The organism is Methylobacterium oryzihabitans (assembly GCF_004004555.2).
Classification (GTDB): domain Bacteria; phylum Pseudomonadota; class Alphaproteobacteria; order Rhizobiales; family Beijerinckiaceae; genus Methylobacterium; species Methylobacterium oryzihabitans.
In genome coordinates this window covers 150,826-175,910 of sequence record NZ_SACP01000011.1, presented here as the reverse complement: position 1 = coordinate 175,910, position 25,085 = coordinate 150,826, and the positions used below count along the sequence as shown (strand labels likewise).

Sequence of the window (25,085 nt, the reverse complement as noted above, 5' to 3'; positions counted from 1 at the left end):
CGAGCCCGCCGATGACCCTCGTGGCCACCCTGATAGCAAACCCCGGCCGCCCCGCCATCACCGACGCGGTGCTGGCCGAGGCGCGGCGGGTCCTGGCGACCGAGCACCAGCCGCGCATCCTGCACGGCGAGGTCGCGGCCGAGATCCAGGCGCCGGGCAACCCCGCCTCGGCCCCGGCGCTGGCCGAGCGGCTGCGGACGGCGCTCGCCGGCGAGCCGATCGACGTCGCGGTCCTGCCGGCCGGGCCGCACCGGCGCAAGCGGCTGTTTCTCGCCGACATGGACTCGACCATGATCGGGCAGGAATGCATCGACGAGCTCGCCGACCGGGTCGGGCTCAAGGACCGCGTCGCCGCGATCACCGAGCGGGCGATGCGCGGCGAGATCGCGTTCGAGCCGGCCCTGCGCGAGCGGGTGGCGCTGCTCAAGGGGCTCGACGCCGCCGCCGTCGACGGGGTGATCGCCGAGCAGATCTCGCTCACGCCCGGCGGCCGCACCCTGGTGCAGACCATGAAGGCGCACGGCGCCCACACCGCGCTGGTCTCCGGCGGGTTCACGCTGTTCACCGGGCCGATCGCCGCCCGCCTCGGCTTCGACGAGCACCGGGCGAACCGCCTCGTCGTCGACGGCGCGACGCTCGCCGGCACCGTCGAGGAGCCGATCGTCGGCCGCGAGGCCAAGCGCGACGCGCTGGTCGAACTGCGCGGGCGCCTCGGGCTCGCCGACACCGAGACCCTCGCGGTCGGGGACGGCGCCAACGACCTCGCGATGCTGCAGGAGGCCGGGCTCGGCGTGGCGTTCCGGGCCAAGCCCGCGGTCGCCGCCGCCGCCCATGCCCGGGTCGAGCACGGCGACCTCACCGCCCTCCTGTACCTCCAGGGGTTCTCCGCCGCCGAGTTCGTCGGGTCCGCCGACTGAATGACCGACGGCCTCCTCGCCCATCCCGACGGCTGCGACCGCTGCTGGTGGCCGGGCCACGATCCGCTCTACGTCGTCTATCACGACACCGAGTGGGGCGTGCCGGAGACCGACGACCGGGCGCTGTTCGAGAAGCTGATCCTCGACGGGTTCCAGGCCGGCCTGTCCTGGATCACCATCCTGCGCCGGCGCGAGAACTTCCGCCGCGCCTTCGCGGGCTTCGATCCGGCGGCGATCGCGCGCTTCACCGCCGCGGACGAGGCGGCGCTGATGCAGGATGCCGGCATCATCCGCAACCGCGCCAAGATCCGGGCGACGGTGCGCGGCGCCCAGGCGTGGCTGGCGATCCAGGAGAGCGGCCCCGGCTTCTCGGCCTTCCTGTGGGACGTCGTCGACGGGCGACCGATCCAGACCGGCGCCGCGACCCGGGCCGGGATCGCCACCGAGACCGAGGCGTCGCGGCGGCTATCGCGGGCGCTCAAGGCCAAGGGCTTCGGCTTCTGCGGCCCGACCATCGTCCACGCCTTCATGCAGGCCGTCGGCTTGGTCAACGACCACCTCGTCGGCTGCTGCCGCCACGGGCCCTGCGCGGCGATGCCGGGACCCGGCGGGCCGGGGACGTCCCGGTGACCGGGCGGGCGTGGCAGCGGATGCTGTCGGGGCGCCGCCTCGACCTGCTCGACCCCTCGCCCCTCGACGTCGAGATCGAGGACATCGCCCACGGCCTCGCCCGGGTCGCGCGCTGGAACGGCCAGACCGCCGGGCCGCACGTCTTCTCGGTCGCCCAGCATTCCCTGCTGGTCGAGTCCCTGGGGCGGGCGCTGGCACCGGACCTGCCGGCCGCCGGCCGCCTCGACCTGCTGCTGCACGACGCGCCCGAATACGTGATCGGCGACATCATCTCGCCGTTCAAGGCGGCGATCGGCCATTCCTACAAGGCGGTCGAGCTGCGGCTGCTCGCGGCGATCCGCCTGCGCTTCGGCCTGTCGCCGGAGCCCGACGCCGCCACCGAGCGCCTCGTCAAGCGCGCCGACCGCCTCGCCGCCATCCACGAGGCCACCCGCCTCGCCGGCTTCTCCGCGGCCGAGGCGCTGCGGGTGTTCGGCCGGCCCGAGCCGGTGACGGCCGACCTCGGCGACCTCCTCGATCCCTGGCCGACCGCGCAGGCGCAGGGGCGGTTCCTGGCCTGTTTCCAGGCGCTCGTGGCGGAGGCGACGGCCGGTTGAGGGGCCGTCCCCACCCGAAGCGCGTCGCGAGGTGCTGAACCGACCCGGGGACGGCCGAACCGGCCCGGAGCGCCTGGATCCTCACGCGATCCTTATGCCGGCGCCCCGGCCTCCCTCTCGAACCCTCACGCGGGTCGGGGCCATTCTCCGGTCCGGCCATCCCCGGCCGCGGCCGCGCCGCGTCCGACCGGCCGGACCGGAACCGCAACCATGCTCGACACCGTCTTCCTCGCCGCGGGACTGGCGTTCTTCGCCCTCTCCGCCGGCTACGTCGCCCTGTGCGACCGCCTGTGAGAACCGGGCCATGACCCTCGACCTCGCCCTCGGCGCCGCCGTGACGCTCGGCCTCCTCGCCTATCTCGCCGTCGCCCTCGTCCGCCCCGAGCGGTTCTGAGCGGCCCGCGGGACTTCTCCCCCAGGACTTCTCCCTCATGACTTCCAACGGCTGGATCCAGATCGCGCTCTATTGCGCGGTCGTGCTGGCATTGGTGAAGCCGCTCGGTCTCTACATGACCCGCGTCTTCTCCGGCGAGCGCACCTTCCTCTCCCCCCTCCTCGCCCCGGTCGAGCGCGGGCTCTACCGCGCCGCCGGGATCGACGCGCGCCAGGAGCAGACCTGGCTCGGCTATGCCGGCGCGATGGTGGTGTTCAACCTCCTCGGCTTCGTCCTGCTCTACGCCCTCCTGCGGTGGCAGGCGCTGCTGCCGCTCAATCCGGCCGGGCAGGCGGCGGTGGCGCCCGACCTCGCCTTCAACACCGCGGCGAGCTTCGTCACCAACACCAACTGGCAGTCCTACGGCGGCGAGACCACGCTGTCGCACCTGAGCCAGATGGTCGGGCTGACCCACCAGAACTTCGTCTCGGCGGCGTCGGGCATCGCCACCGCGGTGGCGCTGATCCGCGGCTTCGCCCGCGCCTCGACCCGCACCCTGGGCTCGTTCTGGGTCGACATGACCCGGGCCACCCTCTACCTGCTGCTGCCGCTCTGCCTCGTGATGGCGCTGTTCCTGGTCTGGCAGGGCATCCCGCAGACGCTGGCCGGTTCGTTCGACGCCACCACCCTGGAGGGCGCCCGGCAGACCATCGCGGTCGGCCCGGTGGCGAGCCAGGTCGCGGTCAAGATGCTCGGCACCAACGGCGGTGGCTTCTTCAACGCCAACGCCGCGCACCCGTTCGAGAACCCGACCGCGCTGTCGAATTTCCTCCAGATGGTGGCGATCTTCGCCATCGGGGCGGCGCTCACCAACGTGTTCGGCCGCATGGTCGGCGACGAGCGCCAGGGCTGGGCGATCCTCGCCGCGATGGGCGTGCTCTTTCTCGCCGGCGTGGTCGTGACCTACTGGGCCGAGGCGGCCGGCAGCCCGGTACTGAACGGCCTCGGGCTCACCGGCGGCAACATGGAGGGCAAGGAGGTCCGCTTCGGCATCGCCGCGTCCGCCCTGTTCGCCGTCATCACCACCGCGGCCTCGTGCGGTGCCGTCAACGCCATGCACGACTCGCTCACGGCGCTCGGCGGCCTGATCCCGCTCGTCAACATGCAGCTCGGCGAGGTCGTCATCGGCGGCGTCGGCGCCGGCCTCTACGGCATGCTGACCTTCGTCGTGGTGGCGATCTTCGTCGCCGGCCTGATGGTCGGGCGCACTCCCGAATACCTCGGCAAGAAGATCGAGGCGCGGGAGGTCAAGATGGCGATGCTCGGCATCCTGTGCCTGCCGCTGATGATGCTCGGCTTCACGGCGCTCGCCACCGTGCTGCCCGCCGGCCTCGCGGGACCCGCCAATGCCGGCCCGCACGGCTTCTCGGAGATCCTCTACGCCTACACCTCGGCGGCGGCCAACAACGGCTCGGCCTTCGGCGGATTGTCGGCCAACACGCCGTTCTACAATGCCACCCTCGCGGTCGCGATGCTGGCCGGGCGGTTCTTCGTGAAGATCCCGGTCCTCGCTATCGCCGGCTCGCTCGCGGCCAAGAAGACCCTGCCGGCCTCCGCCGGCACCTTCCCGACCCATGGCGGCCTGTTCGTCGGCCTCCTCGTCGGCGTGGTGCTGATCCTCGGCGGGCTCACCTTCTTCCCGGCGCTGGCGCTCGGGCCGGTGGTCGAGCACCTCGCCGGGGCGGCCGGCCAGACCTTCGCGACGGGAGGCTGAGCATGCCCGCCGCCCTCCCCTCGCGCCGCCTCTCGCACCGCCACCCGGCCCTGCCGCGGCCGACCCGCCCCGGCGCCCCGCCGGTCCGGGCCTCGGACCTGATCCTGGCGCTCCTCGGCCTCGCCCTGCTCGGCGGGCTCGCGCTCACCGCCGCCGCGACCCTGATCGGCCGCGCGCTCGGCCCGTGAATCGAAGATGATTCCAAGCGACTGATTCAGCGGTCTAATTTTCAACCGCGGGATCCCCTCTCCCGATTGGGAGAGGGGTAGGGGTGAGGGTGGAGACGGTTCCGCAATGGCCCTGAACGGTTGAGCTGCGCAGCTCGACGGTCAGCGATTGGTTCTGGACCCGAGCCACCCTCACCCCTGTCCCCTCTCCCACCCGGGAGAGGGAGACCCGCGCCATACCGAAAACCGGCTTCGACAAGGGCAGCGGGGGCGGACGACCGCCGCCCCGATTCATCCGCCGAGCCGGCCATTTCGGCACCCCTCCGATTCTGCCCGGACCCGGCCCGGCCGGGTCCGACCCCCCTTCCGGACATCGAACGACCATGTCTCGCCAGACCTCCTCCCTGTTCAGCGCCGCCCTCCTCGGGCCGGCGCTCCTCGGCGCCGTCGCCAAGCTCGATCCCCGCGCCATGATCCGCAACCCGGTCATGTTCGTGGTCGAGGTGGTGGCCGTCCTCACCACGGTCCTGTTCCTGCGCGACGTCGTCACCGGCGGCGGCGACCTGCTGTTCTCCGGCCAGATCATCCTGTGGCTGTGGTTCACCCTGCTGTTCGCCAACGTCGCCGAGGCGCTGGCCGAGGGCCGCGGCAAGGCCCAGGCCGAGTCCCTGCGCCGCACCCGCACCGAGACGACCGCCCGGCGCCTCGTCGGCGCCGGACCGGCCACCGAGACCGTGCCGGGGACCAGCCTCAAGGTCGGCGACGTCGTGCTGGTCGAGGCCGGCGAGCTGATCCCGTCGGACGGCGAGGTCGTCGAGGGCGTGGCCTCGGTCAACGAGGCCGCGATCACCGGTGAATCCGCCCCGGTGATCCGCGAATCCGGCGGCGACCGCTCGGCGGTGACCGGCGGCACCCAGGTCCTGTCGGACCGGATCAAGGTCCGCATCACCGCGGCCGCCGGCTCGACCTTCGTCGACCGGATGATCGCCCTGGTCGAGGGCGCCGAGCGCCAGAAGACCCCCAACGAGATCGCGCTCAACATCCTGCTCGCCGGCCTCACCCTCGTGTTCGTGTTCGCGGTGGCGACGATCCCGAGCTTCGCCGCCTATGCCGGCGGCGCCATTCCGGTGATCGTGCTGGTCGCCCTGTTCGTCACCCTGATCCCGACCACGATCGGCGCGCTGCTGTCGGCCATCGGCATCGCCGGCATGGACCGGCTGGTGCGCTTCAACGTGCTGGCGATGTCGGGCCGCGCCGTCGAGGCGGCGGGCGACGTCGACACGCTGCTCCTCGACAAGACCGGCACCATCACGCTGGGCAACCGGCAGGCGACCGCGTTCCGCCCGGTGCGCGGCGTCTCGGAGGGGGAACTGGCCGACGCCGCCCAGCTCGCGTCGCTGGCCGACGAGACCCCGGAGGGCCGCTCGATCGTCGTGCTGGCCAAGGAGCGGTACGGCATCCGCGCCCGCGACATGGCCGGGCTCGACGCCACCTTCGTGCCGTTCACCGCGCAGTCGCGGATGTCGGGGGTCGACCTCGACGGATCCTCGATCCGCAAGGGGGCGGTCGAGGCGGTGATCGCCGCCGTGACCGGCCAGCCGATGGCGGCTGGCGGCGGCAGCGCCGCCCTCGCGCACTGGCCCGAGGCCGAGCGGGCGGCGGCGACCGAGATCCGCGCCATCGCCGAGGAGATCGCCCGGGCCGGCGGCACGCCGCTCGCGGTCGCCCGCGACGGCCGCTTCCTCGGCGTCGTCGACCTGAAGGACATCGTCAAGGGCGGCATCCGCGAGCGCTTCGCGGAGCTGCGCCGCATGGGCATCCGCACGGTGATGATCACCGGCGACAACCCGCTCACCGCCGCGGCGATCGCCGCCGAGGCCGGGGTCGACGACTTCCTCGCCCAGGCCACTCCGGAGGACAAGCTGGCGCTGATCCGCCGCGAGCAGGCCAAGGGCAAGCTGGTGGCGATGTGCGGCGACGGCACCAACGACGCGCCGGCGCTCGCCCAGGCCGATGTCGGCGTGGCGATGAACACCGGCACGGTGGCGGCCCGCGAGGCCGGCAACATGGTCGACCTCGATTCCGACCCGACCAAGCTCATCGAGATCGTCGGCATCGGCAAGCAACTGCTGATGACGCGCGGCGCGCTCACCACCTTCTCGATCGCCAACGACGTCGCGAAGTACTTCGCGATCATCCCGGCGATGTTCCTCGGGCTCTACCCGCAACTGCAGGCGCTCAACGTGATGGGGCTGGCTTCGCCCCAGAGCGCGATCCTGTCGGCGATCATCTTCAACGCGCTCGTCATCGTGGCGCTGATCCCGCTGGCGTTGCGCGGCGTCGCCTACCGGCCGGTCGGAGCCGCGTCGCTGCTGCGGCGCAACCTCCTCGTCTACGGGCTCGGCGGCGTCGTGGTGCCGTTCGTGGCCATCAAGCTCATCGACCTCGCCGTCACCGCCCTCCACCTCGCCTGAGAGTCTGTTTGACTCTCGATTTAAAGAACAAGCTCCCCCTTTCCCGGACGACTGGAACGCAGTGGAAGGAGATCCGGGATCCAGCACAAGAAGTCGCGAAGCGTCCATATGCAGCGCCAGTGCCGGCACACGGAGCCGCTTCGCGGCACATCTGACGTCTGGATCCCGGATCTCCTTCCGCTATCGCTTCAGTCGTCCGGGAAAGGGGTGCTTCGCGCGATAAATACGATGGACCATCGCTCAAATAGGCTCTGAAATCCGGGCCCGAAGGAGTTTTCCCATGCCGACCCCGCTTCGCCCCGCCCTCGTCCTCCTGGTCGCGATGACCGCCGTGACCGGCCTCGCCTACCCCCTCGCGGTGACCGGGCTCGCCGGCGCGCTGTTTCCGGCCCAGGCCGCCGGCAGCCCGGTCGAGCGCGACGGCGTCGTCGTCGGCTCGCGCCTGATCGGACAGAGCTTCACCAGCCCGGGCTACTTCCACGGCCGGCCCTCGGCCACCAATGCGGCGGATCCGGCCGATGCCGCGAAGACCGTGCCGGCGCCCTACAACGCCGCGAACTCGATGGGCTCGAATCTCGGGCCGACCAGCGCGGCGCTGGCCGAGCGGGTGAAGGCGGATCTCGACGCGCTGACATCCGAGAATCCGGACCGGCCGGTGCCGGTCGACCTCGTGACCACGAGCGGGTCGGGGCTCGACCCGGACCTGTCGCCCGAGGCGGCCCTGTTCCAGGTGAAGCGGGTCGCGAAAGCCCGCAACCTGCCGGAGGAACGGGTGCGCGACCTCGTGACGGGGCAGGTCGAGGGCCGGCTTCTTGGGGTTCTCGGCGAGCCCCGGGTCAACGTGCTGGCGCTGAACCTGGCGCTGGACGACCTTGCCCGCAAGTGAGGGTTGAGCCACCACACCGCATGTCCGAGACCGGCCGAGACCCGTCCCGCCCCTCCCCCGACGCGCTGCTGCTGGCGGCGCGCCGGGCGGACCGGGCGCGCGGGCGCCTGAAAATCTTCCTCGGCGCGGCGCCGGGCGTCGGCAAGACCTACGAGATGCTGACCACCGGCCGCGCCCGCCGGCGGGCAGGCCTCGACGTGGTGGTCGGCGTGGTCGAGACCCACGGACGGGCCGAGACCGAGGCGCTGCTCGACGGGTTCGAGATCGTCCCGCGCCGGCGCGTGCCCTATCACGGCACCGTACTGGAGGAGATGGACCTCGACGCGCTGCTCGCCCGCCGCCCGGCGCTGGCGCTCGTCGACGAGCTCGCCCACACCAACGCCCCGGGCTCGCGCCACCCCAAGCGCTACCAGGACGTCGAGGAACTGCTCGACGCCGGCATCGACGTCCACACCACGCTCAACATCCAGCACGTCGAGAGCCTCAACGACGTCGTGGCGCAGATCACCCGGATCCGGGTGCGCGAGACGGTGCCGGACGGCATCCTCGACCGGGCCGACGACATCGAGGTGATCGACCTCAACCCCGACGACCTGATCCAGCGGCTCCAGGACGGCAAGGTCTACGTCCCGGCCAACGCCGAGCGGGCGCTGCGGCACTACTTCTCCCGCGGCAACCTGACGGCGCTCCGCGAACTCGCCCTGCGCCGCACCGCCGACCGGGTCGACGACGAGCTTCTCAGCCACATGCGGGCCAACGCGATCTCGGGCCCGTGGGGGGCGGGCGAGCGGGTGCTGGTCTGCATCGACGACGATCCCCGCGCCGCCGGCCTCGTGCGCTACGCCCGGCGCCTCGCCGACCGGCTGCACGCCCCCTGGACCGCGCTCTCGGTCGAGGGGCCGCGCACCGCCTCCCTGAGCGAGGCCGCCCGCGACCGGGTCGCGGCGGCGCTGCGCCTCGCCGACCGCCTCGGCGGCGACACGGTGACGATCCCGGGCGGCCGGCGCATCGCCGACGACATCCTCGCCCATGCCCGCTCGGCCAATGTCAGCCACGTCGTCGTCGGCAAGGCGACGCGCTCCCGGCTCTTCGAGCTGGTCAACGGCTCGGTGGTGCACGACCTCGTGCGCCGCAGTGGCCCGATCAGCGTCCACGTCGTCGCCGGCGAGGCGCAGGGCGAGGCCGCATCCCCGCCGGCGGCCCGGGCCGCGCCGGCCCGCCCGTCCTTTCGCCCGCAACCCTACCTCGTCGCCCTGCTCGCCACCGCGGCCGGCCTCGGCCTCGCCCTGCTGCTCCAGCCCTATGCCGGGGTCGAGAACGCCGACCTGTTCCTGCTGACCGCCGTGGTGGCGGTGGCGGTGCGCTACGGGCTCGGGCCCTCGCTCGCCGCGGTGGTGGCGGCGTCCTTGGCCTACAACTTCTTCTTCCTGCCGCCGCTCTACACCTTCACCATCGCCGACCCGACCAACATCGCGGCGTTCCTGCTGTTCGCCGGCGTCGCCGGGCTGGTCTCGAACCTCGCCGCCCGCTCGCAGCGCCTCGCGGTGATCGCCCAGGCCCGTGCGCGCGCGACCGAGCGGCTCTACGGCTTCTCGCGCAAGCTCGCCGGCTGCGCCACCCTCGACGACGTGCTGTGGGCGACCTGCGCCCAGGTCGCCGCGATGCTGCGGGTCCGGGTCGTGCTGCTGCTGCCGGAGGCCGGCAGCCTCGCGGTCCAGGCCGGCTACCCGCCCGAGGACCAGCTCGACGGCGCCGACCTCGCGGCGGCGCAATGGGCGTTCGACAACGACCGCCCGGCCGGCCGCGGCGCCGACACGCTGCCGGGCGCCCGCCGCCTCTTTCTGCCGATGCGCACCGGGCGCGGCATCATCGGGGCGCTCGGGCTCGACGCCGACGGCACCGGGCCGATCCTGACGCCCGAGGGCCGCCGCCTCCTCGACGCCCTCGCCGACATGGGGGCGCTCGCCATCGAGCGGGTGCGCCTCGTCGAGGCCCTCGACCGGGCCGAGCGCGACGCCGAGACCGACCGTCTGCGCCAGGCGCTGCTGACCTCGATCAGCCACGACCTGCGCACGCCGCTCGCCGCGGTGCTCGGCGCCGCCAGCACCCTGCGCGACCTCGACGCCGCCCTCGCGCCTCCGGCCAAGGCCGAGCTGGTGGCGACGATCGTCGCCGAGTCGGAGCGGCTCAACCGCTTCATCGCCAACCTGCTCGACATGACCCGGCTGGAGGCCGGCGCGGTGGCGCCGAACGTCTCGCTCCAGGATCTCGGCGAGACGGTGGACACCGCCCTGCGCCGGACCGAGCGGGTGCTCGCCGGCCACCGGGTCGCGGTGGCGGTGCCGCCGGACCTGCCGCCCCTGCGCCTCGACCCGGTGCTGTTCGAGCAGGTGCTGGTCAACCTCCTCGACAACGCCGCCAAGTACGCCCCCGAGGGCTCGACGGTGACGATCCGGGCCCGGGCCGAGGGGGCCTGGATCCTCCTCACGGTCGAGGACGAGGGCGACGGCCTGCCGGAGGAGGACGTGGAGCGGGTGTTCGACAAGTTCTACCGCGTGCGCAAGGGCGACCGGGTGCGGGCCGGGACCGGGCTGGGGCTGGCGATCTCCCGCGGCTTCGTCGAGGCGATGGGCGGCACGATCGCGGCGGCCAACCGGCGCGACCGGTCCGGGGCGGCGTTCACCCTGCGCCTGCCGGTTCCCGGCCGCCCGGCCAGGGAGGCCGCATGAGCGCCACGATCCTCGTCGTCGACGACGAGCCGCCGATCCGCAAGCTGCTGCGGATGGGCCTCGCCACCCAGGACTACGTGGTGCTGGAGGCCCCCGACGGCCGTACCGCCCTCGACGTGCTCGCCCGCGAGCGGGTCGACCTCGTGATCCTCGATCTCGGCCTGCCCGACCTGCGCGGCCACGACCTCCTGCGCACGATCCGCGAGCGCCGGCCCGACCTGCCGGTGGTGGTGCTGTCGAGCCGCGACGACGAGGGCGGCAAGGTCGAGGCCCTCGATGCCGGCGCCGACGACTACGTGACCAAGCCCTTCGGCATGGCCGAATTGCTGGCGCGGCTGCGCGCCGCCCTGCGCCACCAGCTCGCGGTGCGCGGCGAGCGCCCGGTCTTCCGCGCCGGCCGGCTCAGCGTCGACCTCGTCCGGCGCATCGTCCGGGTCGAGGGCGCCGAGGTGAAGCTGACCCCGCGGGAATACGACTTCCTGCGGGTGCTGGTGACCCATGCCGGCAAGGTGCTGACCCACGCGCAACTGATGAAGGAGGTCTCGGTCTCGTCCGATCCGCAATACCTGCGGGTCTACATGCGCCAGTTGCGCCAGAAGCTCGAAGCCGATCCCGAGCGCCCGCGCCTGCTGCTCACCGAGACCGGCATCGGCTACCGCCTCCAGGCGCCGGACGACGAGGGGACGGGGGGGTGAGTGGATGGGATCAGGCTCCACACATTTCCTTAGCATTTAGCTCTGCCGTTGTACTATCTAGTTTTTGAGTGAACAATTTCAAATACCGAAATTTGCCATTCCTTCTGTTATTATATTGATTAATATAAATATTATATCATTTCGATGACAAACTATTGATGCATGTCATCACCGCGCAGATCATTTGTCAGTCGAAGCGCCTCGCTTGACAACTTTTTTGAGGCTGGCACCTAGAGCAGAAATCCCTTCATTTACGATTTGCTCTTTAGATTTTCTGTGCCAGTCTGCGACATACCGAAAATCATCTGCCTTCTCGGTCGGGGTTCTTATATTCCGAGTTTGCCGATTTCCCTGCTTGGTTCTCATCTGCACCTCCTGCCGCTCGCACGGGGAAAACTCGGGTAAAGTAGCCTGGGTTCGCTTCCGACTCAAAATAGTGTTTCCTTTTTATCCAAATAAATCCCTCGCTCCGAGACACGATTGCGACATCAATAGGCCCACCAACAGTTTCCAAATCGGTAGAGAATCGGCGCTTCGCAGACGTCAATTCGACAAGAGCATGAGCGAGCTCCCCCATCTCTTTCTTGCTCATAAAGTTCAAAATGTCAAGCAAGTCCCGACGTTCGGTTCCCATCAATTCTTCAATTGTTCGGCCAAATTCATTCAAAACAGTTATTTTTATATCTTTTATTTCTTTTTTGCTAAAAACATCTGGCTTTGTTGTGGCAATTTCGTCAACCGCCTTGGCAATAAAATCCTCTATTGCTCCAATTAATTCGCCATCTATTCCAGAAATGAAGCGTTCTGCCATGTCTGATTGAGCAAAAGGCACCATTGCAGCTCGGTCGCCCTCCCGATCGATGTCAACTTCATTACGCTTGAGGATTTTTTGAACACCGAAGTAAGTTCCGTCGATTTCGAGGTAATGCAAGGTTGGAAATAAATCCCGTGCTCCAAATCCGCCAAACACGAGACCTGTTAGCAGATCGGATCCGATTTCACTTTTTACAACGGCGAACGCAAGGGAGAGTAACTTATTGCGATGCCTTTCGATCAACTCGAGACCTTTGAAAGCTGTATTTACCGCTTGGTCACACGCCTCGCTGTATTCATTGATAAATTCGTCAAGATTTTTGTCTTCCAAGAACCCCTTCAGTGGCCGATCTTGAAATTTTTTGATTGCTTCGTCGATCGCATTGTCGAACTCGCGCATCGCAGTAGATGTAGGCTTCCCATCTGCCTTTGCATTGATCGCCTTTCTAACGATACGATTCAGCGTCTGATATAAATCATGATATATATCTAACATTATTGCCGCCAAATAAATACCTTCCTGGCTCGGAGACCTTGGAAATTCTAGTAGATAGTTGAGAAATTCATCAGCGGCATCCTTCAGACTATCAAATTTAACCGAACATTCGGTCCTATGTTTCCTAATTATCACATCCAGCGGAACGCCAACATGTTCAACATTATTGTATATCATTATAGCGATTGGTTGGCGACACGAAAACTCGAATATTTTTTCTGCAGTATTATATGTTTTGGATTTTGAGCCTATACGCAGTGTAGCGGCACTGTCCGCAGCAAGCGCCAATGCCGATCGATTTATAAGAGCAATTTCAGCAGTCATGACTTCGTCACCGAAAAATTAGCGAAAGGCACCCATTGCTTAACTACAGGCACACAGATTAGCGCTGAGGAAGATTCGACATCGGCTGGGCCGGGAACATCTAGCGCCTGCATCAACAATTTCTAAGCTCTAAATTTTTCTTGTCTAGCGAAAAATAACGGGCTCGGCCGTCTCAACCCAAACTACTAGAGAGCGCCAGTATGATCGCATATTAACAATATCAAAAACATACAGAATAAATCAAATTTGTTCCATTGGACAATATAAGCATCTTTATAACACGGAATCACAATATAAAAAACAATTTTTATTGTAATGGCGCAGTAAAAATTCAACTGCGATTTGTTGAAATTATCCAAATATACCATGTGGCTAATGACATGCGACGTGTATGCCTAGAAAAGCTATGACGATATTTGACATTACGATGTTTGCGATAGGCTGGCGTGGATGATATCTGCAGATTTTATCTTTTGAAATACATCCTGGTCTCCACCCGGAGGAGGCGAGAAATTTCCGTGGGCGGCGCTGAAAACATCTCCCCCCTCACCCCGCCGCCAGCAGCCCCACCGCCACCGCCGGGCCGCAGGTCGAGACCCCGGCGGGGCCGGCGCCCTCGGCGAGCAGCGGGGCGAGGAGGTCGGCGAGGTCGACGGTCGGGCGGTCGAGGCGGGCGGCGAGGCGGCGGGCGAGGAAGCGGCCGGCGCCGCAGGCGACCACCGGCGCCGCCGCCGGCAGGTCGCCGCGCGACAGGATCCGCTCGGCGGCGTCGTGCAGCAGGCGGAGCTGGCGCTCGGCGAACCAGCCGGCGAGGCGGGCCCAGTCGGCGGCCTCGCCCTCGTGGCGGTCGCGGCCGATCATCCGGGCGAGCCGCGTCTCGCTCTCGGGGATCGACTTGCCCCTGAGGTCGGGGGTGTCCTGCTGGTCGGCCTCCGGGTCGAGGTCGCCGGTGAGCCGGTAGGCGTCGGCGGTGGTGGCGAAGACCTCCGCCATCAGACCGGTCAGGCGGCCGCGGAACGGCGCCGTGGCGGCGAGGGCCAGGAGCGGCGTGCGCACCACGCCGGTATAGACGAGTTCCCCGGTCTCCAGCCGCTCGGCGTCGCTGTAGCCCTCCGCCGCCGGGACGCCGGCCCGGACCGGGATCAGGTCGGCGGTGGTCGAGCCGACATCGACGAGGAGGCCCGCCCCGCCCAGCCGCCGGCCGGCGAGCGCCGCGGTGGCGTGCCAGTTGGCGCTCGCCACGTCGGCATGGACCGCGCCCGCCGCCTCCGGCGCCACGAACCCGGCCCGCCCGGCATAGACCGCGACCGACCCGGCGAGGGCCGCCGCGGCCCACCCGGCGAGCCGCGCCACGCCGTCGGCGCGGTCGGCGAAGCAGTCGGTGAGCTCGCCCGTCATCGTGACGGCGTGGCGGGCCGGCGCCCGGGTCCAGGCGGGCAGGTCGGCGAGCGCCGCGTCGAGGGCCGGCAGGCCCTCCCAGAGCGGGCAGCGCGCCTGCACCGCCGCGGCGACCCGGCCGTCCGGCGCGACCAGCGCCGCCTTGACATGCACCCCGCCGAGGTCCCAGCCGATCACCGGAACGGAGGGATCGCGGTCATGGAAGGCGGGCATCGGCGGCACTCGTCGGCGAAGAACACCGGGGGCGTGGCATGAGCAGGGGCAGCGAGGCAACCCGGCCGGAAGTGGTCCCGGTGCTCGACCTGCGCCACGGCGCGGTGGTGCGGGCCCGGGCCGGCGAGCGCCACGCCTACGCGCCGATCGCGACGCCGCTGAGCCCCAGCGCCGCCCCGGCCGAGGTCGCCCGCGGGCTGCTCGCCGCCCTGCCGGCCCGCCGGCTCTACGTCGCCGACCTCGACGCGATCATGGACGGCGCTGCCCCCGACCGCGCCGCGCTGGCGGCGATCCGGGCCGCCTGCCCGGGCGTCGAGATCTGGCTCGATGCCGGTTTCTCGACCCGCCCGGCGGTCGAGGCGGTGCTGGAGGGCGGGCTCGCCCGGCCGGTCCTCGGCAGCGAGAGCCAGGCGGATGCCGCGCTGGTGCGCTGGTGCGGGACGCGCGGCATCCTCTCCCTCGACAGCCGCGACGGCGCCCCCCTCGGCCCGGCCGCCCTGCACGAGGACCCGGAATCCTGGCCGCCGGACATCATCGTGATGACGCTGTCGCGGGTCGGGGCCGGGACCGGGCCGGATCTCGGCGCGCTCGCCGCCGTGCGCGCCCGGGCTCCCGGCGCCGCGCTCTACGCCGCCGGGGGCCTGCGCGGCCCGGAGGATCTCGCCCCCCTGGCGGCGGCGGGCGCCGCCGGGGTGCTGGTGGCGAGCGCGATCCACGACGGGCGGCTGCGGCGGGAGCATCTCGGGGCCTGAGGTCCGGGGGCGCCCCGCGAAAAGGAACGGGAGGACCCCTGCGGGTCCTCCCATGGTGCCCGCTCGCGCGGGGTGCCGGCATGCGGCCGGACGCTCAGCGTCCGAGGAAGATGGAGGCCAGTCGCTGGAACAGCCCCTGTGGCGGAGGCGGTGGGGGCGGCGGGGGTGCCGCTGGCTGTTCCGGACGGTTTCCTGTCTAGGAAACGTTCGCCGCGAAGGGGTGCTGGGCGGTCTTGTACTTCTGCGTGACTTCGGCGGCGGTCGGCGTGCCGTTGATGGCGCGGATGATCGACTCCTTCGTCGCCTGGTAGTTGTACTTCTCGATCTTGGCGTCGTCCGCGGCTTCCCAGTGGATGAACACGCCGACCAGGATGTAGAGGTCGTCGGCCTCGTCGGCCGGGATGATGCCCTCGGCGACGCAATCCTGCACCGCCTTGGCGACGGCGTGCTGGGCCGGGCCGAACATCTGGACGGCCTGGCGGGCGTCGTTGATGGTGACCTTGTTGAACAGCAGGGTGTTGGGCTTGCACGGGAGGTTCGGCGCCACCACCGCGAGCAGGCTGGTGAAGCCGTGCTTGTTGTTGGTGAGGCTGTTGCAGAACGCCGTCTCGGCGGCGCTGCCGCGCGGGCCGATGAGCAGGTCGATGTGGGCGACCTCGTTGCCGTCGCCGACGAGGGACTCACCCACCAGCACCTTGTTGATCTTCGCCATTCGGGCCTTCTCCCTGGATTCGATAGGGACGCCGCCCCCCGGATCGGGGCGCGGCGGTATCGCGCCGTCCTTGTTCTCTGCGTCCGGCACGGGGCCGGACCGGTTCCCAGACAGCGGCGCGAACCTACAGCGGGGCCGGAGCCCGAACAACCCGCACCAAGTGGCGGGGGCGGCCGATTCGGGCGTCGGGGCTCCCGTAATGCCCGGGAACGACTAGGACTTTTGGGCAGCTTGCCGTGCGCCGGCGCGCCCGGGGCCGGCCTTGGCGGCGTCGAGCGCGTCGAGGAACAGAGTCGCCACGGTGAGGTCGGCGCTGGTGCCGGGATTGCAGCCGTCGGCCTTGAGCGCGGCGTCGAAGGCCATCAGCGCCGCCACCGGCTCGTCCGCGAGGTCGAGGCCGGCGACGATCCCGGCCGCCATCATCCGCACCTGCCCGGCCACGGCGGAACCGAACTTGCGCACGAGGTGGCTGTCCGGGAAGGCGGCGAGATAGGCCAGATAGACGGCACTCGTCGCCCAGGCCGGGCCGAGGCCGCGGGCGCGGGCCGCCCGCAGAGCCGGAAGCCCGACCCGGTAGAGGTCGCGGTAGCCGGTGACGTAGGCGCGGGCGATGCGGTCGCGGTCGGCCGCCTCCGCCATCGCGGCGGCGACCGAGGGCAGCGGCGCCTCCCCGTCGAGACGGGTGACGTCGTGGCGCGCGGCCGCCCCGAGACCGCCCGGGTTGGCGCGGCGGATCGCGGAAAAGATCCCGGCGGCGTCGGCGGCGTCGAGGCCGTCCAGCACCGCGGCGAGCGCGCGGCGCAGGGCGCCGGGCCGCTCCGCCGCCGCGGCGAGGGGAGCGCAGAGCAGCACGATGCCGAGATTGGTGTTCTGGCCCACCGCCGCCAGGGTGGCGGCGACCGCGGCCTCGGCCCGCGCCCCGGTCCCGGCGCCCGGCGCGGCGAGATGCGGCCCCGAGACCGCGGCGCTGCGCACGAAGTCGTCGAGGGTCATGCGGTGGCCGGCCGCGTAGGCGTGGACGTTGCCGGGCTTGAGCGCGTCGAGCTCGGCCCGGCAGGCGGCCTCGTAGGCCGCCCGGATCTCCGGCGGCGCCAGCGCGCGCATCGTCAGCCCTGCGCGGCGACGAGGCGGGGCGGATGCGCCGCCCGCACCGCCGCCAGGAAGCCGCGGGCGACCGCCCCGGCGACGTCGGTGGCGGTGACCTGCTGCAGGCCCGACCACGCCGGCATGCTGTTGACCTCGAGCACGAGGTAGCCGCCCTCCCCGTCCTCGACGAGGTCGATGCCGGTATAGTCGACGCCGACCGCGGCGGCGGCGGCCTCGGCCAGCTCCGCGGCGCGGGGCGGCACCGCCCAGGGCAGCGGCCGGCCGCCGCGATGGACGTTGGTGATCCAGCCGTCGCCGTCGCGGATCATCCCGGCCACCGCCCGGCCGGCGCAGACGAAGACGCGGTAGTCGCGCCAGCGCCCGTCGCGCCGGGCGACGTAGCGCTGGAGGTAGTACACCCGGCCGACCAGTTCCTCGGGCGGCAGCGCGTCGGGGGTCTCGATCAGTTGCAGCCCCTCGCCCTGCGAGCCGAACAGGGGCTTGAGCACCAGCGGGCGCCCGGGTGCGGCCTCCCGCGCCACCACCGCGGCGGCGGCCTCGCGCCGGGACAGCACGAAGGTGTCGGGGGTCGGGATGCGCTGGCGGGCGAGCAGCAGGCTCGTCATCGCCTTGTCGACCGAGCGCTCGATCGCGGCGGGCGCGTTCCACACCACCGTGCCGGCGGCGACCAGCGCGTGCAGCACGCCGAGCCGCAGGGTCGTCGCCTCGAAGGTGCCGCCGGCGATGGTCCGCAGCAGCACCCCGTCCGGCAGGCGATCCGAGAAGCCCGGCACCCGCAGGGGCTCGCCGCCCCCGGTCGTCACCGTGACGTCGGCGAGGGAGAACAGCACCGGCTCGGCCCCCAGCGCCCGCAGGGCCGCGAGCAGCCGCCCGCGGTGCCAGGCGCCGTTATCGGCCGCGAGGCCGATCCGCAGCGCGGCGGTCACGGGCGCGGGGCGAACAGCTCGCCCTTGCCGAGGGTGGCGAGGTCGCCACCGTGGCGGGCGAGGGAGCGCCGGGCGAGGTCGGCGAAGCGGGCCGAGAGCGGGCGCAGGGTCGCGGCGAGGAGGCGCAGGAACACGAGGTCCTGCGTCCCGGTCTCGGCGAAGCTCGGCAGCAGGGCGCCGTGCGCCTCGACCAGCAGCGTGCCGCGGCGCATGCCGTAGCCCGGATGGTCGCCGACCCGGCCGGCGACGAGCGTGCCGGCGATCATCCGCGACCCGGCATGGTCGCCCGCCGCCCCGGCCAGGATCAGGCCGCGGCGCATCCGGTCGCCGAGGCGCGCGCCGGCGGTGCCGCCGATCACCAGGGTGGCGCCGTCGAGCCCGGCCATGGCGCCGTGCAGCGCTCCCCCGGCGGACTCGCCGGCATCGCCCGCGACCGTGAGGGTGCCGCCGCGCGCCGCGGTGCCGGCGAAGGGGCCGGCGGAGCCCGCGACCCGCAAGGACCCGCCGGTCATGCCCTGGCCGAGGCGCTGGCCGACGTCGCCCTCGACCACCAGGGTCCCGGACTCGAGCCCGGCCCCGACCCGGTCGAGCCGCTCGTGGCCGCCGGCGATCGTCAGGGTATCGGACCCGTCGAGGGCGATGGCGAAGCAGTCGCCGAGGACGAGGCCGCGCCGCGTGGTGCCGACCGGGATCCGCGCGGCCTCGTCCTGCGACAGGCCGGCGAGGCGGGCGGGCGTGACGCCGCCGAGGTCGAGGCGCTCGGGAGGCGCCTCGCGCAGGGTGAGCGTGCTCATGCTGGCACCGGGATCATGCCGCCTCGCCGAGGAGATCGCGCAGGTGGAAGTGGTGGCGGCCGAGATTGCCGCCGTAATTGCCCGCCGTGACCGCGACGAGCCCGTGCGCCGCGCCGATCCCGGTGGCGGCGTGGAGCGCCGCCCGCATCGCGGCCGCCACGCGCCCGGCCGAGAGCGCGTCGATGACGATCTCCAGCACCACGTTGACCTCCGGCGGCAGGGCCGAGCCGGCCCGGCCCTTGAGCGTCGGGCAATAGGCGTCGTTGGTCGAGGCCATCATGCCCTTGGTGCGCCCGCCGACCTTCGAGCCCGAGCGCACGATGCCGCCGGGGAACGGCAGGATCGCGCCCGGCACCGCCTTCGCGGCCTCGACCGCGGCCTCGGCCACCGTGAGGGTGCCGCGGAAGTCGCGGCCGAGAAAGAGCAGGTTGCCGCCGCCGACCGCCCCCTGGATGGTCGGCACCGAATGCTCGCACAGGAACTCGCCGTCCATCACCGGCGTGCGCCAGTAGCGCCGGCCGCCGAGGCGCTTGGCGACGGCGAACCCGTCGCCGAAGTAGCGGATCGCGCCGCCGAGCTTGAGCGCCTTGCCCCGGTCGGGGTCGTCCCAGGCGATGCCGGCGTAGCAGGCGCTGCCCGGCGAGGTGAGGACGCATTGTCCGACCCGGCGCAGGAGCTGGCCCTTGAGGCCGTCGGCGTCGAAGCCGAACAGCAGCACCCGCACCCCCGGGCGCCCGTCCGGCGTCTCGTCGGGGGCGAGCACCGCGTCGATTCCGGCCTCGGCGCCGCAGCCGATCACCGAGGTGGCGAAGCCGGTCATCGTGGTGGCGGCGATCATCGCCCAGTGGGCGGTCTCGGCGGTCAGCACCAGGGCGGTGCCGGCCATGTCGAACGCCTCCGCGAAGGTGTCCTCGACCCGGATGCCGTTCAGGGACAGGGGGCTGCTCACGCTCGACATGCCACCGCCTCGAACACCTCGCGCCCCGGAAAGGCGCCGTCGGGCACCGCGAAACTGTCGAGCCCGGCCCCGAACCGCTCCTGGAGATAGGCGTCGGTGCGCCGGGCCATGCCGGCATCCGCGTCGAGGGCGAGCGACAGGGTGCGGCCGGCGCGCCACGCCACCACCCGGCCGTCCTCGACGATCACGGCGCCGTCCTTGAACACCCGGTGGGCGCTCGCGAACATCGCGGTGCGGTCGGTGTCCTCGCGGTAGACCGCCACGTCGGCCCGCGCCCCGGGGCGCAGGTGGCCGCGGTCGGCGAGCCCGAGGAGCTTCGCCGGGCCCGAGCGGGTGAGCCGCGCCACCTCCGACAGGGTGTATTCGCGCTCGATCGCGTGCAGGCCGGACCGCTCCGCCGCGACCTTCGGGTGGGCGGCGAGCTCGCGGTCGCGCTCCTCCTTGTCCATCAGCAGGTGGAGGATGCGCGGATAGGCGGTGAACGGCCCGCCGTTCGGGTGGTCGGTGGTGAGAATCGTGCGCTCGGGATCGGGCGAGAGCAGCATCAGTTCGAGGCCGATGGCGAATTGCAGCGACGAGGTCGGTCCGCGGTCGCGGTAGCGGAACGGCACGATGCCGCCGCCCTCGGCGTCGCCGGCATGGAGGATCCACTTCCGCGGGCTCGCGCCCTGGCGGCCGGCGAACTGGCGCAGGATGTCCAGCGAGATCGTCACGGTCTGGCCGAACACCGCCTGCCCGACGTCGAGCGTCGCGTTGGGGTGGCGCGCCAGCGCCTCGGCGAGGCGCGGCGCCGCCGAGCGGAAGCCGCCGGTGAGCGGGTTGTCGGGATCCACCGCCGCGTAGGCGTAGAACTGGGCGTGGGCGAAGTGGATGCGCCGCCCCTGCGCCGCCTCCAGGGTCTCGACGAAGCTGTCGTCGGCGCCCGGCAGGCCGAGATTGCTGCAATGGACGTGGAGCGGATGCGGCACCCGCAGCGCCTCGACCGCGTCGAGGAGCCCGTCGAGGATGGCTCGGGATGTCAGCCCGTAGGCCGGCACCTCGTCGTCGAGGGCGAAGCGCACCGCGCCGTCCTTGAAGGCGTCGGCGCCGCCGGCATTGATGACCTTGACCCCGAGCGCCCGCGAGGTCGCGACGTTGAGCGCCACGAGGTCGCGCACCGCGTTCGCCCCGGCGCCCTCGCGCAGCAGCCGCAGCAGGTGGTCGTCGTTGCCCATCACGCACAGCCCGCCGCGGTCGAGGAGCGGGATGTCGGCGAGTTCGAGCTGGGTCGCGAGCGCGTTGACCGGCGGCATCGCCGGCTCGACCGCGGTAGTGTAGCCCATCCGGGCATAGAGGGCGCCGATCTCGGTGGCCGAGCCGTGCGGGTTGGGGGCGCCGGATTCGGACAGGCCGAGTTCCGGCAGGAGCAGGCGCGACAGCACCACGTTGCCGCCGGCGATGTGCGAGTGCACCTCGACCCCGCCCGCCATCACGACGCAGCCGGCGGCGTCGAGGGTGCGGTCGGGGGCGCGGCCTTCGGGCGGCGCGACGATGCGGCCGTCCTCGATCCAGACGTCTCCGACGGCGTCGCGCCCGGCCGTCGGATCGACGACCCGGCCGCCGGCGATGCGGGTCAGCATGAGGCGGGGTGCTCCGTGGGGGCGAGGCGGGCCCGCAGGCCGGCGAGGATGTCTTCCGCATCCGGCGCCCCGGCCGGGGCCGTCGCCGGGTGCCAGGCGATCGCCGCCCGGCCCGGATGCCACAGGGCACCGCCGCGCTCGCGGCCCGGCACCGCGACCCGGATCACCACCTCGGCCTCGTCGCCGGCGGCCTCGCCGAGGAGCGCGACGGTCGGCACGGTGCGGGTCCAGTCCGGGCGCGGCGCCGGCAGGGCGGCGAGCCAGAGTGCCGCGTCGGCCTCGCCGGCGGCGGTCTGGCGGGCGGCGTCGCAGCGCCAGGGATCGTGCTCGGCCCGGCCGCGGCCGAACCCGACCCGCGGCCCCTGCCCGGTCGTCCAGGCGGCGACCTGCGCCACCGCCCGGCCCTGATGGGACACGCCGAGGGGCAGCGCGAAGGCGCGGGTCGCGGTGTTGAGGTCCTTGACGAGGCCGGTCAGCATCTCGGTGCCGAGGGGGCCGAGTTCCGCCGGATCGTAGGCGACCACCGCGAAGAGGGCGCCGCGCAGGCGGGCGGCGAGGTCGGAGAGCGCGTGGTCTCCGGCGATCCGCCCGGCGGCGAGGCCGCGCAGCAGCCCGAGCGCGGCGGGCAGCCCGTCCGGCGCCGGGTACAAGGTCGCCTGCCCCGTGCCGCCCGGCGTGCCGCCGAGCGCCAGGACCGCGCGGGCGCTCCCGGCGGCCCGGCCGCGGGACGGCGTCCCGGCCGCGAGGCCGGCGAGCAGCGGGTCGGCCCAGGGCCGATGCCCGACCGCCAGCAGCCCGTCGGCGCGGCCGGCGGCCTCGGCCGGACTGGTGGTCATGGCGCCGGCGGCGGCGAGCGCCGCGAGGTCGGCGTAGAGCCCCGGACCCGCCGCCGGATCGACCGTGGCGCCGAGGTCGCGGGCGAGGCGGTAGGCGGCGCCGATGGCGGCGGCGTCGGCGCACAGGCCGGCGACCAGGGGCGCGCGGGCACGCCCCAGCAGGTCGGCGGCGGCGGCGAGCGCCGCGTCGGGCTGTGCCGGCCGGCCCTTCACCCAGGCTGTCATCCACCCTCGCTCGCGTTGGCGGGCCCCGCGGGACCCCGGCCTTGTCTCCCGGAGGCGGCGCGACGGCGCAGCCTCCGACCGGCGCGACCGAGCTTTGCATCCGGGGTTTCGGGCAGGCAAGACCCCCAGAAAGTCCGGCTGGCGGGAGGGGGGACGGGGCTTGCGGGGGGGCGACGTCACCCCGCGCCGTCAGGGCGTCGAAGCGGATCGGGAGGTCCGGCCGGTGGCCGGATCCGCGGGACGGTCGTCGCGTGCGGGCCCCGGTCCGGTGGGGAGAGCGGCGGCCCGCACCGCCCTCAATGCCGCACCCCGCTCTCGCGCAGGTCGAGCATGAAGCCGCGGCCGCGCACCGTGACGATGGTCGGGCCGCCGGCGCGGGTGATGTCGGCGAGCTTGGTGCGCAGGTAGCCGACATAGACGTCGACCACGTTGAGCGACAGGCCGCCCTGGCTCGCCCACAGCCGCTCGAAGATGTCGCCCCGGGCGACCGGACGGCCGACCTGCTCCATCAGCACGCCGAGCAGCTCGGCCTCGCGCTGGGTCAGGCGCACCGCGACCTCGCCGTGGCGGACCTGCCGCGTCGCGAGGTCGAGGGCGAGGCGCCCGGCGGCGACGAGGCTGCGGGCCTCGCCGGAGAGGCGGCGGCGCTGGAGCTGGGTGCGCAGGCGGGCGAGCAGCTCGTCGAAGGCGAACGGCTTGACGATGTAGTCGTCGGCCCCGGCGGCGAGGCCGTCGACGCGGTCGCCGACCTCGTCCTTGGCGCTGAGGAACAGGATCGAGCCCGGATAGCCGCCCTCGCGCAGGGCCCGGCAGATGTCGTGGCCCGAGCCGTCCGGCAGCATGATGTCGAGCAGCACCGCCTCCGGCACCCGGTCGCGGGCGGCGGCCAGGGCCTCCTCGACGCCCCCCGCGAGGTCGACGGCGAAGCCTTCGGCCCCGAGGCCCCGGGCCAGCATGGCGCGGATGTCGCCGTCGTCCTCGACGACGAGCACGCGCGTCGCCGCGGGCACGCCCACGGCGCCCGCCTCCCGTGGCTCGGTCGCTGGGCTCACGCCGCGTCCCTCCCTCATGCGTCGCCCGGCCCGATGCGGCTCCCCGGCAGCGGCAGCACCAGGACGACCCGGGCGCCGCGCGCGGTCTGGCCGCCCGATCCCAGGCGTATCGCACCATCATGGCGTTCCACGACCCAGCGCGCCAGGGCCAATCCGATGCCGAACCCCTGCGCCGGCGACGAGCCGCCGCCGCGGCGGAAGCGCTCGAACAGCGCGTCGGCCCCGGGCGGGAAGCCCGGGCCGTCGTCCTCGACCGTGATCGTGGCGCCCCCCTCCCCGGCGGCGAGCGAGACGGCGACCCGGGTGGCGCCGGCGGCGTGGCGCAGGGCGTTGTCGATCAGCCCCTCGACCACCTGGCGCAGCCATTCGGGGTCGGCCTCGACCACGAGGTCGGCGTCGCCGGGCGCGAGAGCGAGGGCGACGCGCCGGCGCCGCGCCTCCGGCAGGGCGTTCTCGACCGCCTCGGCCAGGATGCCGGCGAGGCCGACGGGCCGGCGCTCCAGCGCGATCTGGCCGGATTCCGAGCGGGCGATGCGCAGCATGTCGCCGACCCGGCGGTGCAGCCCCTGCGCCCGCTTGCGGATGGTGGCGATCACCGGCCGAAAAACCTCCGGGGTGTCGGGCGAGCGGGCGGCGAGGTCGCACTCGCCGAGGATGACGGTGAGCGGCGTGCGCAACTCGTGGCTCACGTCGGCGAAGAAGCGCCGGCGCGAGCGGTCGATCTCCTCGAGGCGGGCATTGGCGGCGCGCAGCTCGGCGGTGGCGCGGGCGACGGTCTCCTCCAGGGCGGCGCGGTCGGCGGCGACCCGGGCCTCGCGGCGGGCGAGCCGGGCCGCCATCCGGTTGAAGCCGGCGACGAGCAGCCCGAGCTCGTCGCGGGTCGCCACGGCCAGGCGGGTGTCGAGCTCGCCCCGGCCGATCGCCGCGGCGCCGGCCCGGATGTCGGCGATGCGCCGCAGCAGCGGCCGGGTCAGGCGCCGGTGCAGCAGCACGAGGAGCGCCAGCGCCACCGCGGCGGTGGCGAGCGCCGCCCCCTGCAGCCGGCGGGCGAGGCCGCGCATGGCGGCGGCCGCGGCCTCGACGGTGCGCCGCTCGGCCTCGACCAGGAAGGTGAGGGGCGGGCCGGTCATCGCCCCGTAGGCGTTGAGCGCCCCGCGGATCGCGTCGGTGCGCAGGGCCGCCTCCGGCTCGCGCTGGATCCGCGCCACCTGCCGGTCGAGCATCACCCGGGCGGCGCGCAGGCTCGACAGCGGCCGCGAGCGCGCCGCGTACTGGGTCCGGCCGAGGAGCGCGTCGGTCCCGGCGATGGCCTGCCCGAGGCTCTGGTCGACGGCCTCGAGCGCCCGGTCGACCTCGATCCGGGCGGTGGCGAGGCGCTCGGGCCGGCCCGGCGCATCGCCGACCGCCTCGATCGCCGCGAGGCCGAACTCGGTCATGCGGCCGGACAGTTCGGCGAGGCGCTCCAGCCGCAACTGGGCGTCGAGGGTGGCGTCGAGGGTCCCCTCGGCGGCGTGCAGCGACCAGAACAGCCCGGCCGCCGCGAGCGCGACGAGCGCCGCCGCGCCGCCGATCAGCAGCGCGAGCCGTCCCCTGAGCGATCCCATCCCGGTGCCCGTCCC

At 72.1% G+C, this 25,085-nt stretch carries 22 protein-coding genes; 11 read left to right on the top strand and 11 right to left on the bottom strand.

Features of this window, described 5'->3' with window-relative positions; genetic code table 11:
• Window positions 1-11 precede the first annotated feature (11 nt).
• The 10 genes from serB to EOE48_RS13225 all read left to right on the top strand — a co-directional run bounded on the left by serB (window position 12) and on the right by EOE48_RS13225 (window position 11,241).
• Window positions 12-917, top strand: coding sequence for a phosphoserine phosphatase SerB (gene serB, locus EOE48_RS13270; RefSeq protein ID WP_127729732.1), 906 nt, complete (start codon window positions 12-14; stop codon window positions 915-917).
• Entirely contained in the window at window positions 918-1,547 is a 630-nt protein-coding gene (locus EOE48_RS13265; protein ID WP_127729730.1) for a DNA-3-methyladenine glycosylase I, read from the top strand.
• A gap of 20 nt (window positions 1,548-1,567) precedes the next feature.
• A complete protein-coding gene (locus tag EOE48_RS13260; protein WP_127729791.1) occupies window positions 1,568-2,143 on the top strand; it encodes an HD domain-containing protein in 576 nt (191 codons plus the stop codon).
• A gap of 304 nt (window positions 2,144-2,447) precedes the next feature.
• The gene (locus EOE48_RS13255) at window positions 2,448-2,537 is read left to right on the top strand and encodes a K(+)-transporting ATPase subunit F (RefSeq protein WP_127729728.1); all 90 of its coding nucleotides are present in this window, start codon (window positions 2,448-2,450) and stop codon (window positions 2,535-2,537) included.
• Between the two features lie 37 nt (window positions 2,538-2,574).
• Window positions 2,575-4,290, top strand: coding sequence for a potassium-transporting ATPase subunit KdpA (gene kdpA, locus EOE48_RS13250; protein ID WP_127729726.1), 1,716 nt, complete (start codon window positions 2,575-2,577; stop codon window positions 4,288-4,290).
• Window positions 4,291-4,292: 2 nt separating this feature from the next.
• Window positions 4,293-4,478, top strand: coding sequence for a hypothetical protein (locus EOE48_RS13245; protein ID WP_127729724.1), 186 nt, complete (start codon window positions 4,293-4,295; stop codon window positions 4,476-4,478).
• Window positions 4,479-4,840: 362 nt separating this feature from the next.
• Window positions 4,841-6,931 (top strand): potassium-transporting ATPase subunit KdpB, encoded by a 2,091-nt coding sequence (kdpB, locus tag EOE48_RS13240; protein WP_127729722.1) that lies wholly within the window; start codon window positions 4,841-4,843, stop codon window positions 6,929-6,931.
• Between the two features lie 280 nt (window positions 6,932-7,211).
• A complete protein-coding gene (locus EOE48_RS13235; protein WP_127729720.1) occupies window positions 7,212-7,817 on the top strand; it encodes a K(+)-transporting ATPase subunit C in 606 nt (201 codons plus the stop codon).
• A 20-nt stretch (window positions 7,818-7,837) separates the two neighbouring features.
• Window positions 7,838-10,546 (top strand): sensor histidine kinase, encoded by a 2,709-nt coding sequence (locus EOE48_RS13230; RefSeq protein ID WP_127729718.1) that lies wholly within the window; start codon window positions 7,838-7,840, stop codon window positions 10,544-10,546.
• On the top strand, window positions 10,543-11,241 hold the full coding sequence (locus EOE48_RS13225) for a response regulator (RefSeq protein WP_127729716.1): 699 nt from the start codon (window positions 10,543-10,545) through the stop codon (window positions 11,239-11,241). The genes EOE48_RS13230 and EOE48_RS13225 overlap by 4 nt, the downstream gene beginning before the upstream one ends.
• Window positions 11,242-11,542: 301 nt before the next feature.
• On the opposite strand, the gene EOE48_RS13220 is transcribed toward EOE48_RS13225, so the two are convergent.
• Both EOE48_RS13220 and EOE48_RS13215 read right to left on the bottom strand, forming a co-directional pair.
• Complete coding sequence (locus EOE48_RS13220; protein WP_127729714.1) at window positions 11,543-12,874, bottom strand: hypothetical protein; 1,332 nt, start codon at window positions 12,872-12,874, stop codon at window positions 11,543-11,545.
• 546 nt (window positions 12,875-13,420) lie between these two features.
• Window positions 13,421-14,485 carry a hydantoinase/oxoprolinase family protein gene (locus EOE48_RS13215; RefSeq protein WP_127729712.1) on the bottom strand — a complete coding sequence of 355 codons (1,065 nt, stop codon included), beginning with the start codon at window positions 14,483-14,485 and terminating at the stop codon, window positions 13,421-13,423.
• A gap of 38 nt (window positions 14,486-14,523) precedes the next feature.
• Between EOE48_RS13215 and EOE48_RS13210 the strand changes: the two genes are divergently transcribed.
• Complete coding sequence (locus tag EOE48_RS13210) at window positions 14,524-15,237, top strand: HisA/HisF-related TIM barrel protein (RefSeq protein WP_127729711.1); 714 nt, start codon at window positions 14,524-14,526, stop codon at window positions 15,235-15,237.
• A gap of 196 nt (window positions 15,238-15,433) precedes the next feature.
• On the opposite strand, the gene fae is transcribed toward EOE48_RS13210, so the two are convergent.
• The 9 genes from fae to EOE48_RS13165 form a co-directional block, all read right to left on the bottom strand.
• Window positions 15,434-15,949, bottom strand: coding sequence for a formaldehyde-activating enzyme (gene fae, locus EOE48_RS13205; protein WP_127729709.1), 516 nt, complete (start codon window positions 15,947-15,949; stop codon window positions 15,434-15,436).
• 213 nt (window positions 15,950-16,162) lie between these two features.
• Window positions 16,163-17,053 (bottom strand): triphosphoribosyl-dephospho-CoA synthase, encoded by an 891-nt coding sequence (locus EOE48_RS13200; RefSeq protein ID WP_127729707.1) that lies wholly within the window; start codon window positions 17,051-17,053, stop codon window positions 16,163-16,165.
• A 2-nt stretch (window positions 17,054-17,055) separates the two neighbouring features.
• Window positions 17,056-17,970, bottom strand: coding sequence for an ATP-grasp domain-containing protein (locus EOE48_RS13195; protein WP_127729789.1), 915 nt, complete (start codon window positions 17,968-17,970; stop codon window positions 17,056-17,058).
• A gap of 8 nt (window positions 17,971-17,978) precedes the next feature.
• The gene (locus tag EOE48_RS13190; protein WP_127729705.1) at window positions 17,979-18,776 is read right to left on the bottom strand and encodes a formylmethanofuran dehydrogenase subunit C; all 798 of its coding nucleotides are present in this window, start codon (window positions 18,774-18,776) and stop codon (window positions 17,979-17,981) included.
• A 13-nt stretch (window positions 18,777-18,789) separates the two neighbouring features.
• Entirely contained in the window at window positions 18,790-19,734 is a 945-nt protein-coding gene (gene fhcD / locus EOE48_RS13185; protein WP_127729703.1) for a formylmethanofuran--tetrahydromethanopterin N-formyltransferase, read from the bottom strand.
• A complete protein-coding gene (locus EOE48_RS13180; protein ID WP_127729701.1) occupies window positions 19,722-21,353 on the bottom strand; it encodes a formylmethanofuran dehydrogenase subunit A in 1,632 nt (543 codons plus the stop codon). Before EOE48_RS13180 ends, fhcD begins: the two co-directional genes overlap by 13 nt.
• Window positions 21,347-22,414, bottom strand: a complete 1,068-nt coding sequence (locus EOE48_RS13175) for a molybdopterin-binding domain-containing protein (RefSeq protein WP_127729699.1) — start codon at window positions 22,412-22,414, stop codon at window positions 21,347-21,349. Before EOE48_RS13175 ends, EOE48_RS13180 begins: the two co-directional genes overlap by 7 nt.
• Window positions 22,415-22,710: 296 nt before the next feature.
• Window positions 22,711-23,466: a response regulator transcription factor gene (locus tag EOE48_RS13170; RefSeq protein WP_281292757.1), complete on the bottom strand. Its 756-nt coding sequence runs from the start codon at window positions 23,464-23,466 to the stop codon at window positions 22,711-22,713.
• Between the two features lie 14 nt (window positions 23,467-23,480).
• Window positions 23,481-25,070: a sensor histidine kinase gene (locus EOE48_RS13165; protein WP_127729695.1), complete on the bottom strand. Its 1,590-nt coding sequence runs from the start codon at window positions 25,068-25,070 to the stop codon at window positions 23,481-23,483.
• Window positions 25,071-25,085 lie beyond the last annotated feature (15 nt).

What these genes read in the sequence shown, in the direction of transcription:
- serB (WP_127729732.1), top strand. Translation starts at nt 12, where the DNA reads ATGACCCTCGTGGCCACCCTGATAGCAAACCCCGGCCGCCCCGCCATC.
- EOE48_RS13265 (WP_127729730.1), top strand. Translation starts at nt 918, where the DNA reads ATGACCGACGGCCTCCTCGCCCATCCCGACGGCTGCGACCGCTGCTGG.
- EOE48_RS13260 (WP_127729791.1), top strand. Translation starts at nt 1,568, where the DNA reads ATGCTGTCGGGGCGCCGCCTCGACCTGCTCGACCCCTCGCCCCTCGAC.
- EOE48_RS13255 (WP_127729728.1), top strand. Translation starts at nt 2,448, where the DNA reads ATGACCCTCGACCTCGCCCTCGGCGCCGCCGTGACGCTCGGCCTCCTC.
- kdpA (WP_127729726.1), top strand. Translation starts at nt 2,575, where the DNA reads ATGACTTCCAACGGCTGGATCCAGATCGCGCTCTATTGCGCGGTCGTG.
- EOE48_RS13245 (WP_127729724.1), top strand. Translation starts at nt 4,293, where the DNA reads ATGCCCGCCGCCCTCCCCTCGCGCCGCCTCTCGCACCGCCACCCGGCC.
- kdpB (WP_127729722.1), top strand. Translation starts at nt 4,841, where the DNA reads ATGTCTCGCCAGACCTCCTCCCTGTTCAGCGCCGCCCTCCTCGGGCCG.
- EOE48_RS13235 (WP_127729720.1), top strand. Translation starts at nt 7,212, where the DNA reads ATGCCGACCCCGCTTCGCCCCGCCCTCGTCCTCCTGGTCGCGATGACC.
- EOE48_RS13230 (WP_127729718.1), top strand. Translation starts at nt 7,838, where the DNA reads ATGTCCGAGACCGGCCGAGACCCGTCCCGCCCCTCCCCCGACGCGCTG.
- EOE48_RS13225 (WP_127729716.1), top strand. Translation starts at nt 10,543, where the DNA reads ATGAGCGCCACGATCCTCGTCGTCGACGACGAGCCGCCGATCCGCAAG.
- EOE48_RS13220 (WP_127729714.1), bottom strand. Translation starts at nt 12,874, where the DNA reads ATGACTGCTGAAATTGCTCTTATAAATCGATCGGCATTGGCGCTTGCT.
- EOE48_RS13215 (WP_127729712.1), bottom strand. Translation starts at nt 14,485, where the DNA reads ATGCCCGCCTTCCATGACCGCGATCCCTCCGTTCCGGTGATCGGCTGG.
- EOE48_RS13210 (WP_127729711.1), top strand. Translation starts at nt 14,524, where the DNA reads ATGAGCAGGGGCAGCGAGGCAACCCGGCCGGAAGTGGTCCCGGTGCTC.
- fae (WP_127729709.1), bottom strand. Translation starts at nt 15,949, where the DNA reads ATGGCGAAGATCAACAAGGTGCTGGTGGGTGAGTCCCTCGTCGGCGAC.
- EOE48_RS13200 (WP_127729707.1), bottom strand. Translation starts at nt 17,053, where the DNA reads ATGCGCGCGCTGGCGCCGCCGGAGATCCGGGCGGCCTACGAGGCCGCC.
- EOE48_RS13190 (WP_127729705.1), bottom strand. Translation starts at nt 18,776, where the DNA reads ATGAGCACGCTCACCCTGCGCGAGGCGCCTCCCGAGCGCCTCGACCTC.
- fhcD (WP_127729703.1), bottom strand. Translation starts at nt 19,734, where the DNA reads ATGTCGAGCGTGAGCAGCCCCCTGTCCCTGAACGGCATCCGGGTCGAG.
- EOE48_RS13180 (WP_127729701.1), bottom strand. Translation starts at nt 21,353, where the DNA reads ATGCTGACCCGCATCGCCGGCGGCCGGGTCGTCGATCCGACGGCCGGG.
- EOE48_RS13175 (WP_127729699.1), bottom strand. Translation starts at nt 22,414, where the DNA reads ATGACAGCCTGGGTGAAGGGCCGGCCGGCACAGCCCGACGCGGCGCTC.
- EOE48_RS13165 (WP_127729695.1), bottom strand. Translation starts at nt 25,070, where the DNA reads ATGGGATCGCTCAGGGGACGGCTCGCGCTGCTGATCGGCGGCGCGGCG.